This window comes from Brevundimonas sp. (assembly GCF_031412435.1).
Lineage (GTDB): Bacteria > Pseudomonadota > Alphaproteobacteria > Caulobacterales > Caulobacteraceae > Brevundimonas.
In genome coordinates, this window is sequence record NZ_JANODA010000049.1 from 1 (window position 1) to 17,094 (window position 17,094).

The following is a 17,094-nucleotide window of genomic DNA, read 5'->3' on the forward strand; positions in this document are numbered from 1 at the left end:
TCCATCTGGTTGACGGCGGTGTTGACCTGCTGAAGGCCCGTGGCCTGTTCCTGGGCCGAGGCGGCGATCTCCGACACCAGGCCGTCGATCTCGGCGACGCGGCTGACAATGCGTTGCAGCGCCTCGCCGGTCTGGCCGACCAGGGTGACCCCGGCGTTGACCTGGGTGGTCGAGGCCGAGATCAGCACCTTGATCTCCTTGGCCGCTTCCGCCGAGCGCTGGGCCAGGGCCCGGACCTCGGAGGCCACGACCGCGAAGCCGCGGCCGGCGTCGCCGGCGCGCGCCGCCTCGACGCCCGCGTTCAGGGCCAGCAGGTTGGTCTGGAAGGCGATCTCGTCGATCACGCCGATGATCTGGCTGATCTCCTGGGCCGACTTCTCGATCGCGCCCATGGCCCCGACGGCGTCGCGGACGACGTTGCCCGAGGTCTCGGCGTCGCCCTTGGCGGCCTGGACCGTCTCGGAGGCCTGTTTGGCGCCCGAAGCGGTGCGGTTCACCGTGGCGGTGATCTCGTCCAGGGCGGCGGCGGTCTCCTCCAGCGAGGCGGCCTGTTGTTCGGTGCGTCTGGACAGTTCCTCCGAAGCGGAGGCGATTTCCTCGGAACCATTCAGGACGGCGCCGGCGGAACCGGAGATGGATCGGATCGTCGCCGCCAGGGTTTCGACGGTCTTGTTGAAATCATCCTTCACGCCCTGGAATCGGGGTTCGACCTCGATTTCCAGGCGTGTCGCAAAATCACCGGACGCCAGCCTTTCAAGGCCTTCGGCAAGCGCGGCCATGACACGGTTCTGCTGGTCCTCGGCCTCCTGCCGCTCTGTCTCGGCGATCTTCCGCCTGGTCTCCTGAGCAGTCAGGTAGACGGAGACCGCAAGATCCATGTCCAGCAGCGTCGCCTTGATCAGGGCTCCCAATTCACCCGCCGTGGATCCAGCCGTCACGCCACGGGCATTCAGGGCGTGTTTGGGCCAGCGCGCCTCGATGACCTTCGCCACCAGGGCATCCAGCACCAGGGCGTAGCCGCCGATGTACCAGCGCGGTTCCAGGCCGATGCGGGCATGGACTTCTCCCACCTTGGTCACGCCGTCCGCATAGCGGTCGTCGTAGAGGCCGCCCGAAATGATGTCCCAGTGCGCCATCTGTTTCTTATGCGCAGCGTCGATATGGCCATCGTCTTTGAAGAAGGCCCTGGTCTCGGGCGTGGCCCGGACCTGGTCATAGAACCCGTCCAGAGCCGCCGGCATTTCCTTCATGATGAGAGGCTTGATCGACTTGATGCGCGAACGCGCGGCCTCATCAAGTTTCATGAACTTGATCCGGCCTTGTAAGGCTTGACTGGACACGGGTTGACCCCTCCTGGACTAAGGGCGGCCCTCGCTCGTCCTTCGCGTTAAACCCTACTAACGCCATGGATAATTCGGACTTACCGGCGCGCTACGGGATGTTCCGTAGGCAAAGGGAATTCGCGCCATGCCTTGATGTACGGATGTGTCCTGGCCACCCATGACGGACACCTAGGACGACCGCTCACCGGCGCAGGCCGCGACGCTTGAAAACAATCGCCGCAAACGGAAAAGGCCGGACGAGGTCTCCCCCGTCCGGCCCAATTCATTTCGACGGCGCGCTCAAGCAGCGAGCGACCGCGTCGTGAGCGGTAGCGCCCTTACTGGAACAGCGTCCCGACCCAGGTCCGCACGGCGTTCTCGTCCGCCGGGTTGCCCGTGTAGACGAGGCCCTGCGCCGGGGTGAACGGCGCATTGTTCGGGCGCTCGCGGCTGGTCCAGGCCTTGTGGCCATAGCTCAGGTCCGAATAGTTCGACGGAAGGCGGGCCACCGTGGGCTCGATGAAGATGGTGTCGGTCGCCGTCGTCGAACCGGCGATGCGCACGTTCGGCAGCTTGGACAGCAGGTCCAGCGTATCGAGGCAACCGCCCGAGCAGCCCGCATCGACCAGAACCACGACCGGGCCCTGAACCGGGTTGGCCGCACCCGTGTCCGGCACGGCCGCGCGTCCCGCCAGGGTGAAGGTCTGCTGACCGGAGGCGATGGCCGTGTCGAAGGCCGCAACGATCTCCTGGGTCTGTGCGATCACGGGAGCGGCTTCCTGGACGAAGCGCGGGTCGGCCTGCATCCGGCCGAGGGTGTCATTGTACCAGGTGCGGTTGCCCGGGGTGGCGCGATAGGTGATGGCGCCGGCGGCCGGCTGGCGGCTGACGGTGAACTCCGGCGTCCAGATGCGGTTGGCCAGGCCATAGCCGCGTGCGGTCGAGGTATAGGCCGAGGCGCCCGAGGCGGCGCGCAGGTCCAGCACGAAGCCTTGCGGGCCGCGCAGGGCTGCGGCCTGACCTTCGACCAGAGAGTTGAAGGCGTCCCAGCCCGCGCTGTCGGCGAACGAGTGGACATGCACCCACGGACGGCCGTTGACCGTCTCGACGTTCAGCGGCGTCGCCGGCGGCATATAGACGGTGGCGCGATAGGCGGTTTCCAGATCACCGGCGACCAGCGGCATGGGGCGCAGTTCGACGGCGCGCGGACGACCGCGCTCGCCACGCTTGAACTCGCAGGTCGAGGGCGTGCCGGCCGCGAACGGGTTGTTGCGGTTCCACAGCAGATAGGGGGCCGAGGTGACGCGGCCGGCCTCGGTGTCGAGGTTGCCTTCCCACTGGTCGAGCTTGCCGCGGGCGTATTCCTCGATGGGCGTCAGGTTGCAGCTGACGACGATGTCGCCGATGCGCGGCGCATTGCGCACGCCCTGCTTCACATAGGTCACTTCATAGCGGCCGTTGCGCCAGCCGGTGGTGATCCCGGGCCAGCTGATGCCGAAATAAGGGCCGAGGCCTTCGAACGTGGGGCGGATCGAGATGTTCGAATCACGGAAACCGGCCGCGTAGTAGCGCATCAGATAGGCGTGGGCGTCGCCTGAGTTGACCTGGCCGATGCGGCCGTTGGCGTCCGTCAGGCCGGCGTCCAGCCAGCTGCGGAAGGTGTCGCCCGGCGCGCCGGGGATGACGGCGGCGGGGTGGTTGTCACGCAGCGCGTCATGCGCCGCCTGCAGGTCGGTGCGAGCCAGGGCGCGGAAGTCCTGCGCGGTGGCGGTCCCCGCGACAAGCAGGAAGGCGGCCGCCGAAACGGCGGTCAGAAAGCGGGTCATGAACGAACTCCAGGCCGGGGATGCGAATGGTTCGGCCGCGAGTTAAAGCCGATCCACCCTGATCTTGCCAAGCCAGAACGGCAGGGATGTGACGGTTCGCCCGACGCGCGAGCGGACGCGGCCCCCGTTTACACGCCCGCGACGCCCGCCTAACGGTCCCACATGTTCTCAAAGATCCTGATCGCGAACCGGGGCGAGATCGCCGTCCGTATCATCAAGACGGCCCGCCGCATGGGCATCGCGACCGTTGTGGTCCACTCGGACGCCGACGCCGGCTCCATGGCCGTGGAGATGGCCGACGAAGCCATCCACATCGGCCCGTCGGCAGCCGCCGAGAGCTATCTGGTCCAGGACAAGATCGTCGAGGCCGTGCGTCGCTCGGGCGCCGAGGCCGTCCATCCGGGTTTCGGCTTCCTGTCGGAGAACCCCGTCTTCGCCCGCAGGCTGGAGGCTGAGGGCATCGCCTTCATCGGGCCCAACCCCCACGCCATCGAGGCGATGGGCGACAAGATCACCTCCAAGAAGTTCGCCGCCCAGGCCGGGGTCTCGACCGTGCCGGGCTATATGGGGCTGATCGAGTCCGACGAACACGCCATCCAGATCGCCAATGAGATCGGCTATCCGGTCATGATCAAGGCGAGCGCCGGCGGCGGCGGCAAGGGCATCCGCGTCGCCCACTCCGACGCCGACATGGCTGAAGGCTTCGCCGCCGTGAAGGCCGAGGCCCTGACCGCCTTTGGAGACGACCGCGTCTTCCTCGAGAAATTCATCATCGACCCGCGCCACATCGAGATCCAGGTCCTGGGCGACAAGCACGGCACGATCGTCTCCCTGTTCGACCGCGAATGCTCGATCCAGCGCCGCAACCAGAAGGTCATCGAGGAGGCGCCCTCCCCCCTGCTGGACGACGCCACCCGCAAGGCCATGTCCGAACAGGCCGTCGCCCTCGCCCGCGCCGTGAACTACGACTCGGCCGGCACGGTGGAGTTCGTCGCCGGTCAGGACCGCAGCTTCTTCTTCCTGGAGATGAACACCCGGCTTCAGGTCGAACACCCGGTCACCGAACTGATCACCGGCGTCGATCTCGTCGAACAGATGATCCGCTCGGCCGCCGGAGAGACCATGGCCTTCGGTCAGGACGACCTGAAGATCAACGGCTGGGCCATCGAGAGCCGCATCTACGCCGAGGATCCCTATCGCGGCTTCCTGCCGTCCATCGGCCGCCTCGTCCGCTACGACCAGCCCGAGGAAGGCGAACAGGGCGGCTATACGGTCAGGAACGATTCCGGCGTCCGCGAGGGCGACGAGATCTCCATGTTCTACGATCCCATGATCGCCAAGCTGAACACCTGGGCCCCCACCCGGATCGCCGCCATCGACGGCATGAAGCGGGCGCTCGAGGACACCCACCTGCAGGGCGTCGGCCACAATGTCCCCTTCCTCGCCGCCGTCATGGACCAGGAGCGGTTCCGCTCGGGCGCTCTCTCGACCTCCTACATCAAGGACGAGTTCCCCGACGGCTTCAAAGGCGCGGCCCCGGATCGTCGCCGCACCGACATCCTGATCGCCACGGCCGCGGCCATGAACGAGATCCTCTCCGAACAGTCCGGCGACCCGTCCGACCGCACCGACTGGATCGTCCTGATCGACCGGCCAGAAGCCCCTAAAGAGCCCCACGGCGTCTCACTCGGCTATGACGAGGAGGAGGCCCTGACCTTGGACCTCGCCGGCGAGGACCGCGCTCTCCAGCTCTCCGACATCGACTGGCGCCCGGGCCTGGCCCAGTTCCGCGCCGTCCTCGACCACGAGCCCTTCACCGCCGAGGTCGGCCGCATCGCCGACGGCTTCTCCATCCGCACCGGCGCGACCCGCGCCCGCGTCCGCGTCCTCACCCCCCGCATGGCCGAGCTGTTCGCCCGCCTGCCCGAGAAACAGGCCGCCGACACGTCGAAGCTGATCCAGTCCCCCATGCCCGGCCTCGTCGTCTCCATCGCGGTCGAGGTGGGCCAGGAGGTCAAGGCCGGCGAAACCGTCGCCGTCATCGAGGCCATGAAGATGCAGAACATCCTCAAGGCGGAACGGGACGGGGTGGTGAAGGCCGTGGGGGCGAAGGCCGGCGATCCGGTCGCGGCGGATGATGTGCTGGTGGAGTTCGGCTAGCCGCCGCCTCGCCGACGCCTCTCTTTCGGATCCGGCCCGCTTCCGGCCGGTGCGATCAGAACTTTACAAACGCGGAGGCGACCAGCGCGCCGGCATCGACGTCGCTGTCGACCCATGTCAACGCCAGCGTCGCGGGGCCCAGATCATGCTCCGCCCCCAAGGCCCAGTCGGACTTGCCGTCCGGCGCGAAGGCGCCGTCCTCATAGCCGAACACGCCAGACAAGGAGATCGGCCAACCCTCGGGCGAGTAGCTCAGCCCGGCCCAGCCGTACCTGTTGTCCTCGTCGGACAGGGCGTCCTGCGCCGGCGCATAGGCGACGCCGACGGTCCAGGTCAGGGCTCCGACAGTCTGGCCGATCTGCACCGGCGCCTCGATGTAGTTGACGTCATCCCCATCCGGATACCGATAGGCCGATACAGCCGCGTCGACATCGAAGTCACCGAGCATCCCGGCCCATCCGAGCGAGCCGGTGACTTCGACCTCCGCGCCGTCACCATCCGCGCCGATGCCATACTCGTCGATCGAAGAGACGAAGACGTCGCCGTAAAAGCCCGAGCTGTGGCCCAGGGTCAGACCGGCCTGCAGTGCGGGATCGCCGTCGGATAGCGAATAGCCTCGATAGCGGTAGTCGCTGACGACCCCGACTGTTCCCTCAAGCGACCAGTTTGACTGCGCGAGCGCGTTCGAAGCCGGCATCAGGAGAACTGTGGAAACGAGAATTGTCTTGATCATGATCAGTCTCATGCGGTCGCGGCCGCAGCGTGGGAGCGGGACCGAGCGATCAGGGCCTTCACGGCCTCTATGAGGGCCGCAGGCCGGATCGGCTTTGGAAGGTGAAGGTCCGAACCCGCCGCCAGGCTTCGTCTGACATCGTCCTCCATGGCGTTGGCGGTCAGCGAGATGATCGGCGTGCGAGCCAGCCCGTTGTCGATCTCGTGCTGCCGGATCAGGCGTGTCGCCGTGAGGCCGTCCATACCCGGCATCTGAACGTCCATCAGGATCAGATCGAAATCCGAGGCCTGCACACGCGCGAACGCCTCCGCCCCGTCCTGGACCAGGGTCATCATGGCGCCCAGAGGCTCAAGGATGAGGCTCACGACCTGGCGGTTCACCTCATGGTCATCCGCATAGAGAATCCGTAACTCGCCCGCGTCTTTCGGCTCTCGCACAGCCGTCACAGCCGAAGCCGCCTTTTCGCCGTCTGGCAGTCGCTCCAGCTGAAGATGTGCGAAGAAGGTCGATCCCTTGCCGGGAACGGATCGGACCGAGACAGACCCGCCCATCATCCGCGCCAGGGACGCGCTGATCGCGAGGCCAAGCCCGGTCCCGCCAAAGCGACGGCTGATGGAGGCGTCAGCCTGCTCGAACCTCTGGAACAGACGGGCGGCCGTCGCACGATCGAAGCCGATTCCGGTGTCGCTGACCGAGATGCAGAGCTCGCCGTGCCGATGACGACGCGCCGTGATCCGGACGCTGCCGCAGTCGGTGAACTTCACGGCGTTGCCGATCAGATTCGAGACCACCTGCGACACCCGCGTAGGGTCGCCCGCATAGAGGCCGGTCGCATCCGGGTGGATGGTGAGCGTGAGCTCGACGCCCTTGGCGGCCGCCGTCGCGCCATGGAGCTCCGCCGCCGACCGAAGCACGTCGTCCAGCGCGAACGGTGCGATGTCGAACTGCAACATGCCGGCTTCGATCTTCCCGACATCCAGGATGTCGTTGACGACATGTTCCAGGGTGTGGCCGGACGACACGATGGTCCGCGCCATCTCCCGCCCTCGATCGTCGGTCTGGTGCTGATGAAGCAGCTCGCTCATCGCGATGATGCCGTTCAGCGGCGTCCGCAACTCGTGACTCATATTGGCCAGGAACTGCGACTTGGCCGCGTTGGCCGCTTCCGCCTCGGCGAGCGACCGGTCCAGGGCCTCTTCGTTGTGGGCAAGATCGCGGACCAGACGGTACACGCGCACGCCCCCGAACAGGAGCGAAGCCAGCAAAAGCGCGACCAGCGCGGACAGTCCCGGTATGGCGCCGAGGAGGAGCGCGCCGCCCGGACGGTCCGGCGTCCAGCCGATAATGCCGATGACCCTGCCGTCGGCGTCCACGAGCGGCAGCTGCGCGGGCGCGCGGGGGGCGGTCGCAGGAAGGAGCCGGGGATCGGACAGCATGAGGTCCTCCGCCAGCGTTCCGATAAAGGTCCTGACCCTGACCCCCGAGATGACGATCGGGTCCATTCCACCGGGACGATCATGCGCGGCGTCCTCGGGAACCACGCTCGAAACTGCGACGAAGTAGGGCTCCGGCCCGACCTGTATGACCGCATCGCGCGTACTCACCGCGTCCAGCCCGAAGGTCGTCCTGCCTTGTCCGGACGGTCGGTACTTCGGGCTTCGTCGAACTTCGTCGACGAGCGGCCGCACAGCCTGGAGGAAGGCCTGTTCAGCCTCTGGCGAAACCTGTTCGCTGTCACGGGACGCGTAGATGGCCTTCCCGTCGCCATCGAGCGCCACGGTGACTTCATGGTTCATGTAGTCCGCGTAGTAGTCGCCGAAGTTGGCCTGCATCCAGTCCAGATCGCCGGCGAGCGTCCTCGCATAGGCCTCGTTCCAGACGGTCGCAGACGTCACATTTACGTGCAGAGCCCTCAGACGCCGCTCTACTCGCCGTTCCGTCAGCCTGACCTGATTTTGAATGCTCACGTCGTCGAGAACGGCAGCCGAATAGGCGACCATCCCTCCTACGGACAACATCAGCGTAGCGACGGCGACGATCGCGAAAAGCAGAATGCGAAGCAGTTGCGCACGTGTCAGTGCTGATTGTTCAGACATAGTCCCTCACCCAAAGACCAGCTTGGGGACTTGCGCTTAAGCCGAACTTAATCGGACCCTGAGTAGTATGCCTGATAACCTACACTGGATCGCAACCGGGTGGCGAGAGCCCTGAGGCGGCCTCCGTTACTGTGAAGCTTCAGGATGTCACGGAAGTCTGGCGATGACGACACGCCCTCCTGACTTACGGCTACCCCGGCGACATCCGCCGCGTCCGACCTGATCCAGCCACGGCGCACCGTCCGACGGTTGCCCGACGGCCGAATTGCTGCATCTGCACAGATGTCATCAGGACCCCGCGACGGGTGGCTGCCCCGGGCGTCGATCCATCAGGAATGAGAACGACGCATCGCCGCGCGCGAGCCGTTCAACCGACAGACTGAACCCATGATCCTCATCGCTTCGGCGCGCCAGCAGTGGCTCTCCAATCCGCGCCGTGATCTGCTGGCTGGGACCGTCATCGCCCTGGCTCTGATCCCCGAGGCGATCTCCTTCTCCATCATCGCCGGGGTCGATCCGGCGGTTGCCCAGGAGGTCAAGGCCGGCGAAACCGTCGCCGTCATCGAGCCTATGAAGATGCAGAACATCCTCAAGGCGGAACGCGACGGGGTGGTGAAGGTCGTGGGCGCGAAGGCGGGGGACCCGGTCGCCGCCGATCACGTTCTGGTGGAGTTCGGCTGACCCGCCGCCGCGCGGACAGGGTGCGCTGAACGAAAGCCCAGGACGCCCTGATCGCGGCTCGGCCCGTTTTCCAGGCGGAAGCCCCGATCACACGCGCCCGACCGCCTGCAACAAAGGAAACGGTGGTTTTTCCACGGCCCGAATGCTACTGATGCGCCGTCACGTGGGGAGTGGGTCATGAGTATCTTCGGGGCCTTTATGACCGGCGACAATCCTCTCTCCAGCGAAAGCGACGATACCTTCGTCTGGACCCGGGCTGAGACAAACCCTGTGGTGAATGGAGGCGGCGGCTTCGACACCTGGGATTTGACGGCCTATGCCGCCTCCAGCTTCTTCTACACCCAGCCGGTCACGATCCGACTGAACGCGCAGGGCGGAATCGACCTCGTCGCATCCATGTATGTGCGCGGCGGCGGGTTTTACGAGGCCGTCATCGGCCAGGGAACCTCTATCGAGCGCCTCTTGCTGGGCACGGGATTCAGCGTTGATCTCGCCGGTGCCGGGACCGGCCTCGTGATCGTCGGCAACAGGGACGGCGACACCATCGCGACCGGCTCGGGTGACGATACGATCAACAGCGGCGGCGGCGACGACCTCATCCGTCCGGGCGCAGGCAACAACACGATCGACGGCGGCGCTGGCGAGGACGTGGTCCACCTGAACTACGCCTACTCCGCGTCATCGATGTCGATCCAGGGCGGCGCCCTGAACATCGTCAGCGGCGGCACGGCGCGCAACATCCTGATGGGGATCGAGCGGATCGTCTTCACCGATCGCACCGTCGATCTGACGCGCACTGGCGCGATCGTTCCCGACACGGTTCGGATCGAAAACGGCCTCGGCTTCGGCGCTGACAATCTGGTCGGACAGGCAAGCGCCGACAGCCTGTTCGGCCATGCTGGCAGCGACTTCCTGGATGGCGCGGCCGGGAACGACTGGCTGTTCGGCGGCAGCGGCACGGACAGGCTCGTCGGGGGCGCCGGCGACGATTACCTCGACGGAGGCGACGGGGCGGACGCCGCCCTCTACACCGGCCTGCGTCGCCAGTATGCGGTCGGCGAAACGACCGTGTCGGGCGGCCCCGGAGGAACAGGGGCAGACACGCTCGTCAGCATTGAGGAACTGCGTTTCGCCGACGGCGTGCTGGTGCGCGATGTCGGCGACAGCAACACCCTGCGGGCGTTGCGCCTTTTCGACGCCGCCCTGGGCCGCCCGGCCGATTCCGCCGGCCTGTCGAACCTGGTCGGACAGCTCGACCAGGGCCTCACTGTCTCACACCTCGCAGGTACCCTGTTCTATTCGGCGGAGGGCCAGGCGATCTTCAGAGGCCTCTCGGATCAACAGTTCGTCGCCCTGCTCTACCGCAATGCCCTGAACCGCGAGGCCGACCCTGCGGGTCTCTCGTTCTGGACCGGACAACTGTCTTCCATGCAACGGTCCGAAGTGATCGCCGTCTTCGCTGAGAGCGCTGAGCATCGGGCCGTCATGGGCGAGCCGGCCTCGGGTCCGATGTGGGTCGCGGACGCGGAGGCCCTGTTCATCGCCCGGCTCTATGACGCCGCTCTTGGCCGCGCGCCGGACGCCGCTGGGCTTACGCAGTGGATCGGACTGCTGGACGGCGGCATGAACCACGTTCAGGTCATCGACGCCTTCATCGGATCTCCTGAATTCGCCCTTCGCTTCGGCGCCTTGGACAACCGGGATTTCGTCGAACTGCTGTACCGGACCTGCCTCGACCGGGACGGCGACACTGCGGGCGTCAACTACTGGACCGGCCAGCTCGACAACGGCGTCGCCCGTTCGTCGTTGGTGTTCTCCTTCTCCGAAAGCCCCGAGCACATCGCCCTGACCGCGCCCCTTTGGGCAGGCGGAATCCGGTTCGACGGCTCGAGTGGGGCCTGGGTCGAGACGGTCCACGGCAAGGGCATGGACGTCACCCTGGTCCTTCCGGGTCTGGCCGTTCATCACGAAGCCTTCCTGTCCCTCGATACGGATCACACGGCGCTCTCAAGCGTCCAGGCGGATCAGGACGTTCACAGCTTCGGGGCGGCGCCTGTCACAAACATCATCACGCCGATCGACCTGGTGACCGAAGACGCGGCGCTTGTCCCCCAAAGGGATTTCCTCGACCTCGCCTGGGCTTGAAGTGGACGACGTGCCGACGGAGTTCGCCTAGGCCATGGCGGACGCCGCCGGCGCTTCCAGGGCATCCCGCACCGCCGGCAGCCGGTTCCGGCTGATCGGCAGCGGCGCGCCCTCGCCCATCAGCAGCCGCCCGCGCCCGCCGTCGCGCTCATACCCCTGCACATGGGCCAGGTTGGCGATCACCGACCGGTGCACCCTCAGGAACCCGGCCGGCAGTTCCGTCTCCAGCCGGTCCAGCCGCGCCGCGTGCAGCAACCTGCGCCCGTCGGCCAGCCTCAGCTCGACATAGTCGTCGGCCCCGACCACGGCGACGATCTCCGCCAGCGGGACCCTCAGCACCCCGCGCGCCGAGGCCACGGTCAGACAGTTGGGCCGGGCGGCGGCGCGGGTCAGGGCGATCTCGCGCTCCTGATCGTCCCGCCCCAGCCGCACCACCTCGGTCATCAGCAGAGGCAGGACCAGACCCGCCGCGAACAGGAAGTAGGACAGGTCGACCAGTCCCTCAGGGAAGGCTAGCCCGACCGCCACGAACACCGCCAGATAGGCCAGGGTCAGCCGCGCCCCCGGCTGGCGACGCGATACCGCGACGGAAGCCGCCACGGCCGCCAGCCCCACCCCGACCGTCAGGGCGGCTATGGTCTTCAGATCGAACCCGGGAACCAGCCAGCTCAAGGCCATGCCCACGGCCGCGACGCCGATCATCGCCCGCCGCGCCCGGGGCTGGAACCGCGATCCGACATACGACACCAGCAGCAGGGCGAAGACCGCCGTCAGCCCCCAGATCCCGACCAGCCGCCAGACGTGGACCGGATAGGCATAGGGAACCAGCGTCCTCAGCGTCTCCAGGATCGCCTGCGCGCCTGCGACCCCCGCCATCGCCGCCAGCGTCAGGCTGGATCCCGTCCGCCTCAGCGCATGGATGACCCCGAACCCGAAGGCCGCCGCCAGCAGGGCTCCGGCCGCCGCGAACGTCGCCGCCAGCGTGATGGCCCGCGACGGCAGCGGATAGTCATGGACGACCAGTCCCGTGATCGGCTGGTCCAGCCGCAGCCCGCCATGAAACGACGACATCCGCACGACCAGCTCATTACCCCCCGCCCGCCAGGCGGTCTCGCCGATCGGAAACGCGACCTGATACCGCCCCGGAACCTCCGCCTCGGCCGACCCTCCCGGCCGGCCGTTCGCGCCCAGCTTCCGGCCGTTCAGCCAGACCTCCGACGACGCGATCCCGCCGATATAGAGCGCATGCGGCCCCTCTCCTGCCGGACGCTCGACGACGGCGCGCAGCCACAGCTCCCGCCCCTGCGGATTGATCACGCCCTCCACCGGCCGACAGTCGCCCAGAACCGGCCCCGACGCGCCGGGCGACCCGCGACAGGCCTCCCAGTCCTGCGCCCCCGCCACGCCGGGGAGCCAGATCAGAATCAGTGCGAGAAGCAACGTCCGTGTCATGGCGACCCTGTATCGCGTCGTTCGCCGGAATGCGCCGCCGTTCGCCGATCCAGCGGCGCCGTTGGCCGAAGCGGGGCTGCGAAGCCTGCGGGTCTGGGGCTGGGTATGGCCATGACCCACATATCCCTGAACCGCCGCTCCCTCCTCGCCGTCGGCCTCGCGCTCCCTGCCCTCGGCCTCGCCGGCCGCACCCTGGCACAGACCCAGACCCCGGCCGGCCCCTTCACCTTCACCAGCCGCTCGGGCGAGACGACGCCGGCCGAACGCGGCTTCTTCGACGTACCCGAGGATCGCCGCGATCCCGGTTCGCGCTGGATCCGCCTGGGCTATGTCCGCTTCCCCTCGACCTCGCCGAACCCGGGCCCGCCGATCGTCTATCTGGCGGGCGGTCCGGGCGGCAGCGGCGCGGACGCGGCGACCGGCCCCCGCTTCCCCATCTTCATGGCCCTGCGCGCCGTCGCTGACGTCATCGCCTTCGACCAGCGCGGCACAGGCCTCTCCGCCCATATCCCTGCACGCCCCGAACCGACCGGCCCATTCCCCGACCTGACCCGCGCGGGACTGACGGGCTACTACCGCGACGACATCCAGAAGGCCTGGGTCGACTGGACCCGGTCCGGCGTCGCCATGGCCGGCTACACCACCGAACAGAGCGCCGATGACATCGAGGATCTGCGTCGCCATCTCGGCGTCGACCGGATCAATCTATGGGGCATCAGCTACGGCACCCACCTGGCCCTGTCGGTGCTCAAGCGGCATCCGGACTCGATCGGCCGCGTCGCCCTGGCCAGCCTCGAGGGTCAGGACCAGACGGTCAAACGCCCCGCCCATATCGACGCCTTCCTCGACCGGGTCGACGCCGTGCTGGGTCAGGATCCGGTCGCCCGCGCCGCCGTCCTCGACCTGCCGGCCCTGATGCGCCGCGTCCATGCCCGGCTGGACGCCGACCCGGCCCCGATCACCCTCGCCTCCGCCGCTGGCCCGGTCGAACTGAAAATGGGGGCCCTCGGAGTCCAGCTGATCAGCGCCGCCCTGGTCGCCAATCCCCCGACCCTCGCCCGGCTCCCCGGCCTGTATCTGGCCCTCGACGCCGGGCGGACGGACGGCGCCGCCGCCTTCTTCGGCGGCGTCTCGCGCGTGTTCGGCGTCTCGGGCATGTCGGAGGCGATGGACATGGCCTCGGGCATCTCCCCCGCCCGTCTGGCCCTGGTCGAACAGGAGGCGCGCACGGCGGTCATGGGCGACGCCCACAACTACCCCATGCCCCACCTGCTGGGGGCCATCCCGGGTCTGGATCTGGGCGAGGACTTCCGCAGCCCCATCCGCATCGAGACGCCCGCCCTCCTCGTCGCCGGCTCCCTCGACGGCCGCACCCCGCTGGAGGAACAGGCCGAGGTCATCGCCCAGTTCCGGAACAGGACCCAGGTCCTCGTCGAGAACGCCGGCCACAATGTGTTCGAGGCCCACCCCGACGTGACGCCCCTGCTGGTCCGCTTCTTCGGCGAACAGCCCGTCGCCGACACGCAGCTGCCCCTCCCGCCCCCGACCTTCCCCCTCTCCTAGAGCCTCCGGATCCTCGGCCCCTCGCCCGCCCCGTCCAGCATCAGGGCTGACACCGCCCACACCAGGGCGTCGGCGCGGTCGAGGGACAGGCCGCCGTCGTCCTCCGCCCCGATCGCCATCAGCTCCTCCTCCAGGGCGTCGAACACTCCCGCGTGCGTCACCCGTCCCTGTTCGTACAGGGCCGCCACCGGCTCGGCCCGCGCCCGTTTGCCGACCGAGGCCCGCACGTCGATCACCGGCGTCCCGCAGCCGACCGCCCTGAACACCGCCCGCACCATCTCTCCGCCCTGGTTGACCTCGGCCACGATCGAGGTCGCGCCCCAGGCCAGGGCCGCCGCCTTGGCCCGCCGCGCCCAGCCGTCCGGCGACAGTCCCCGCGCCGACCGGTCGGCCAGCACCACCGCCCGCGTCACCCCGTCGATCCGCCGTCTGCCCACCACCACGATGCCGCAGGCGTCGCCGCCCGCCGTCGTCGTCGGGTCCACCCCCACGACCACCCGCTCGAACCCGGCCGGCATCGACGTCCCGCCCTCGCCGCTCCGCACCCCCAGGGTCCCCCACGGCCGGAAGTCCTCGGGCGCGCGGCAGTCCGCCATCATCACGGCGGTGAACAGGGCGCCGTCGATCTCCACGACCCGCCCCTCCAGCTCCTGCGCCGCCCGCCGCGTCCCGCCGTAACGGGCCGTCAGCTCCTCCAGGAAGCCGGGCGACAGATGCGCCGCATTGTCCGCCGTCGTCGCATGGGTGGTCACGCAGGACGCCTCGTCCCGCAACCGGATCAGCGCCCGCGTCGGCCGGGGCGTCGTCGTCACCACCAGCCTCGGCAGCGCGCCCAGCCTCAGCCCCATCCGCAACAACGCCAGCGTCTCCCCCGCCCCGCGCGCGCCCGTCGCCGGCCAGGCGCAGAACTCGTCCGCCCAGGCCTGCGAGAACTGCGGCCCTCTCAGACTGTCCGGGTCCTCGGCCGAGAAGGTCTGGGCCACCGCCCCGTTCGAAAACAGCAGCCTGCGCCGCGACGCCTCGAACCGCGGCCGGTCCGCCCGCGACCAGCGCGCCAGCGACCGGATCCCCGACACCCCCTCGATCATGACCTCGCGCACGTCGTGCAGGGTCGGCCCGATCAGCGCCAGCCGGCCTCCGGACGCCTCCATCGCCCGGTCGCTCAGCCACATCGCCCCGGCCAGGGTCTTGCCCGCCCCGCGCCCGCCCAGGAACAGCCAGGTCGCCCAGTCGCCCCCGTCGGGAAGTTTGTCGGGCGCCCGCTGCGCCGTCGTCAGCTTCACCGGCGCCGACGCGACCTCTTTCGCCTCATCCTCTTTCGCCTCGTCCTCCGGCGGCGCCCCGATCCAGCGCACCTTCGGCTTGCGCCATCCCGGCTCCATAAGGTCCAGCACCCCCTTGCCCAGGGTCACCAGCCCGCGCCCGTCCTGCCACCGACCCGCCTCGATCGCGTCTGACAGGCCGTCCAGCACCGCCTCGCGCGTCGCCCCGGGATCGCGCCTGTCGATGGTCATCGCCAGGTCGCGACAGGTCATCCGCAAAGTCCCGTCCGCCTGCACCTCCGCCACCGCCGGCGGCGGCCCCTTGGCCAGACGCACCGCGTCCGCCCGGTCCTTCTTGCGCATCTTCAGGACACAGGCGTTGCGATGGATCGAGGTTGGCCTGACCCCGTACTCGGCCGCCAGCACCCCGGTGGGCTCCCCGGCCAGCCACCGCTCCAGCAGCTCATGCCAGCGCTTCGGGCTCATCCCCGACGGGCTCTGCGCCAGAGGCCGGTCGTCGTTCCTGTCGTGCAATCTCCCCATGCCCCCAGTATCGGGGCGCCGCAGACCAGGGCGCGGATAAAGCCTCTATTTAGAGCGGGGCCTTGAATTCATTGGGGTCCTGGGTCGATCCGTTGATGGGTTGCGGCGGATATGCGGCGCTGGGCGCCGCATTCGTGACGGCGTCATGCCTTCGAGATCTGCCCGGCCAAGGTCACCATCCTGCCGGGGCAGTAATGGCCGCTTCCGACCCTGGCGGTCGTTCGCGCTCAGGCCAGCGGGGCCCGGCATTTCGTTTCCGATACCGCGAGGGGCTACTTGCGCGGCTGAAACGCCCTGCCGCGATTGCCGATCATTACCCAGCCGGCATTCGTCGGCTCATAACCGCCTTTGGCTTTCGCGACGGCCAGCCCCAGAACGGTAAGTTCCGGTCCCCGGCTCTCGTTCGGCATGCGAGCAGGATCGACCATGTCGAGAAGCGCATCAATGCGTTCGAGGTCGGTCATCATTGTGCGAGGTCTCGGTGAGGGTGAGGAAGGGGCGACGCGCCAGTCCTAGCCTATTCCTCGTTCCAGGGGGGCGGTAACTGACCCGCCTTGAACAGGATCGTGGGGTTCTCATCATAGTCCCCCATCTCTGTGTCGGCTGACGCTGCGAATGCGACCACGCCGAGCCGCAACGGTGCGAGACGTTCGGCCTTGCGTCGAGCCTCTTCGGCGGACTTGCAGCCCTGCTGCTGCTCAGCCTTCAGACCCTTCCCGCGACCCTGCACATAGGTCTGAATGATGTAGACGGTCTCGACGGCCATATGCGACTCCACTGGGTGGTCGCCTTAGAGCACGTGTCGGTTCTCCGACCGGGGTCAAATGACCGCTATCGACCTTTTCGAACTTGTCCCCGCTCGCGAGTAACAACCCTTGTCTGGGAACATGGTAAAGCGTCGGCAGTTCTATGTGGCCCTTCAACAAAGGACACGCCTCAATGCACACCGACAATCATCGCGCCATCAAGACGCTCAACGATCTGATCGAGACGACGCTGGATAGCGTGAACGGCTATCGCCATGCGGCCGAAGGCGTCAGCAATCCGGAACTGAAAACCCTGTTCACGGAGCGCGCCGGCAAGCGCGAAGAACTCAGCCGCCGGCTCCAGGCCGAAGTTCGCACCTTTGGCGGTGAACCAGAGGATGACCAGTCTCTGCTGGGTCGCATCCACAACAAGTTCGCGGAGATCAGAGGCGAACTCATGGGCCGTGATGACAGCGGGGTGATCGACGAGGTCGAGCGTGGCGAGGACGTGATCAAGGCGCGGTTTGAAGACGCGACCAAGGACGCCGATCTTCCCGACACGCTC

General features: G+C 67.8%; 12 protein-coding genes and 1 pseudogene. 5 read left to right on the top strand and 8 right to left on the bottom strand.

Features of this window, described 5'->3' with window-relative positions; all coding sequences use genetic code 11:
- Both RMO01_RS09950 and RMO01_RS09955 read right to left on the bottom strand, forming a co-directional pair.
- Positions 1–1,304, bottom strand: a 1,304-nt coding sequence (locus RMO01_RS09950) for a globin-coupled sensor protein (RefSeq protein WP_309628896.1), incomplete at its 3' end; no start/stop codon positions are given.
- 356 nt (positions 1,305–1,660) lie between these two features.
- Positions 1,661–3,148, bottom strand: coding sequence for a hypothetical protein (locus RMO01_RS09955; RefSeq protein WP_309628897.1), 1,488 nt, complete (start codon positions 3,146–3,148; stop codon positions 1,661–1,663).
- Between the two features lie 162 nt (positions 3,149–3,310).
- On the opposite strand from RMO01_RS09955, the gene RMO01_RS09960 reads away from it, so the two are divergent.
- Positions 3,311–5,308: an acetyl/propionyl/methylcrotonyl-CoA carboxylase subunit alpha gene (locus tag RMO01_RS09960; RefSeq protein WP_309628898.1), complete on the top strand. Its 1,998-nt coding sequence runs from the start codon at positions 3,311–3,313 to the stop codon at positions 5,306–5,308.
- 55 nt (positions 5,309–5,363) lie between these two features.
- Here RMO01_RS09960 and RMO01_RS09965 read toward each other — a convergent pair whose 3' ends face one another.
- Positions 5,364–6,041 (bottom strand): TorF family putative porin, encoded by a 678-nt coding sequence (locus tag RMO01_RS09965; protein WP_309628899.1) that lies wholly within the window; start codon positions 6,039–6,041, stop codon positions 5,364–5,366.
- 8 nt (positions 6,042–6,049) lie between these two features.
- Positions 6,050–8,137 carry an ATP-binding protein gene (locus RMO01_RS09970; RefSeq protein WP_309628900.1) on the bottom strand — a complete coding sequence of 696 codons (2,088 nt, stop codon included), beginning with the start codon at positions 8,135–8,137 and terminating at the stop codon, positions 6,050–6,052.
- 525 nt (positions 8,138–8,662) lie between these two features.
- On the opposite strand from RMO01_RS09970, the pseudogene RMO01_RS18100 reads away from it, so the two are divergent.
- Positions 8,663–8,818 (top strand): annotated as a pseudogene (locus tag RMO01_RS18100) (biotin/lipoyl-containing protein); the annotation flags it as partial.
- Positions 8,819–8,995: 177 nt separating this feature from the next.
- Entirely contained in the window at positions 8,996–10,963 is a 1,968-nt protein-coding gene (locus RMO01_RS09980; RefSeq protein WP_309628902.1) for a DUF4214 domain-containing protein, read from the top strand.
- Between the two features lie 27 nt (positions 10,964–10,990).
- Here RMO01_RS09980 and RMO01_RS09985 read toward each other — a convergent pair whose 3' ends face one another.
- On the bottom strand, positions 10,991–12,403 hold the full coding sequence (locus RMO01_RS09985) for a LytTR family DNA-binding domain-containing protein (RefSeq protein ID WP_309628903.1): 1,413 nt from the start codon (positions 12,401–12,403) through the stop codon (positions 10,991–10,993).
- A gap of 123 nt (positions 12,404–12,526) precedes the next feature.
- On the opposite strand from RMO01_RS09985, the gene RMO01_RS09990 reads away from it, so the two are divergent.
- The gene (locus RMO01_RS09990; protein WP_309628904.1) at positions 12,527–13,978 is read left to right on the top strand and encodes an alpha/beta fold hydrolase; all 1,452 of its coding nucleotides are present in this window, start codon (positions 12,527–12,529) and stop codon (positions 13,976–13,978) included.
- On the opposite strand, the gene RMO01_RS09995 is transcribed toward RMO01_RS09990, so the two are convergent.
- The 3 genes from RMO01_RS09995 to RMO01_RS10005 form a co-directional block, all read right to left on the bottom strand.
- Positions 13,975–15,783, bottom strand: a complete 1,809-nt coding sequence (locus RMO01_RS09995; protein ID WP_309628905.1) for a terminase large subunit domain-containing protein — start codon at positions 15,781–15,783, stop codon at positions 13,975–13,977. The genes RMO01_RS09990 and RMO01_RS09995 overlap by 4 nt on opposite strands.
- 272 nt (positions 15,784–16,055) lie before the next feature.
- Entirely contained in the window at positions 16,056–16,247 is a 192-nt protein-coding gene (locus RMO01_RS10000) for a hypothetical protein (protein WP_309628906.1), read from the bottom strand.
- A 53-nt stretch (positions 16,248–16,300) separates the two neighbouring features.
- A complete protein-coding gene (locus RMO01_RS10005) occupies positions 16,301–16,549 on the bottom strand; it encodes a hypothetical protein (protein ID WP_309628907.1) in 249 nt (82 codons plus the stop codon).
- Between the two features lie 173 nt (positions 16,550–16,722).
- Between RMO01_RS10005 and RMO01_RS10010 the strand changes: the two genes are divergently transcribed.
- Positions 16,723–17,094: PA2169 family four-helix-bundle protein (locus tag RMO01_RS10010; protein ID WP_309628908.1), on the top strand; the 372-nt coding region annotated here is incomplete at its 3' end.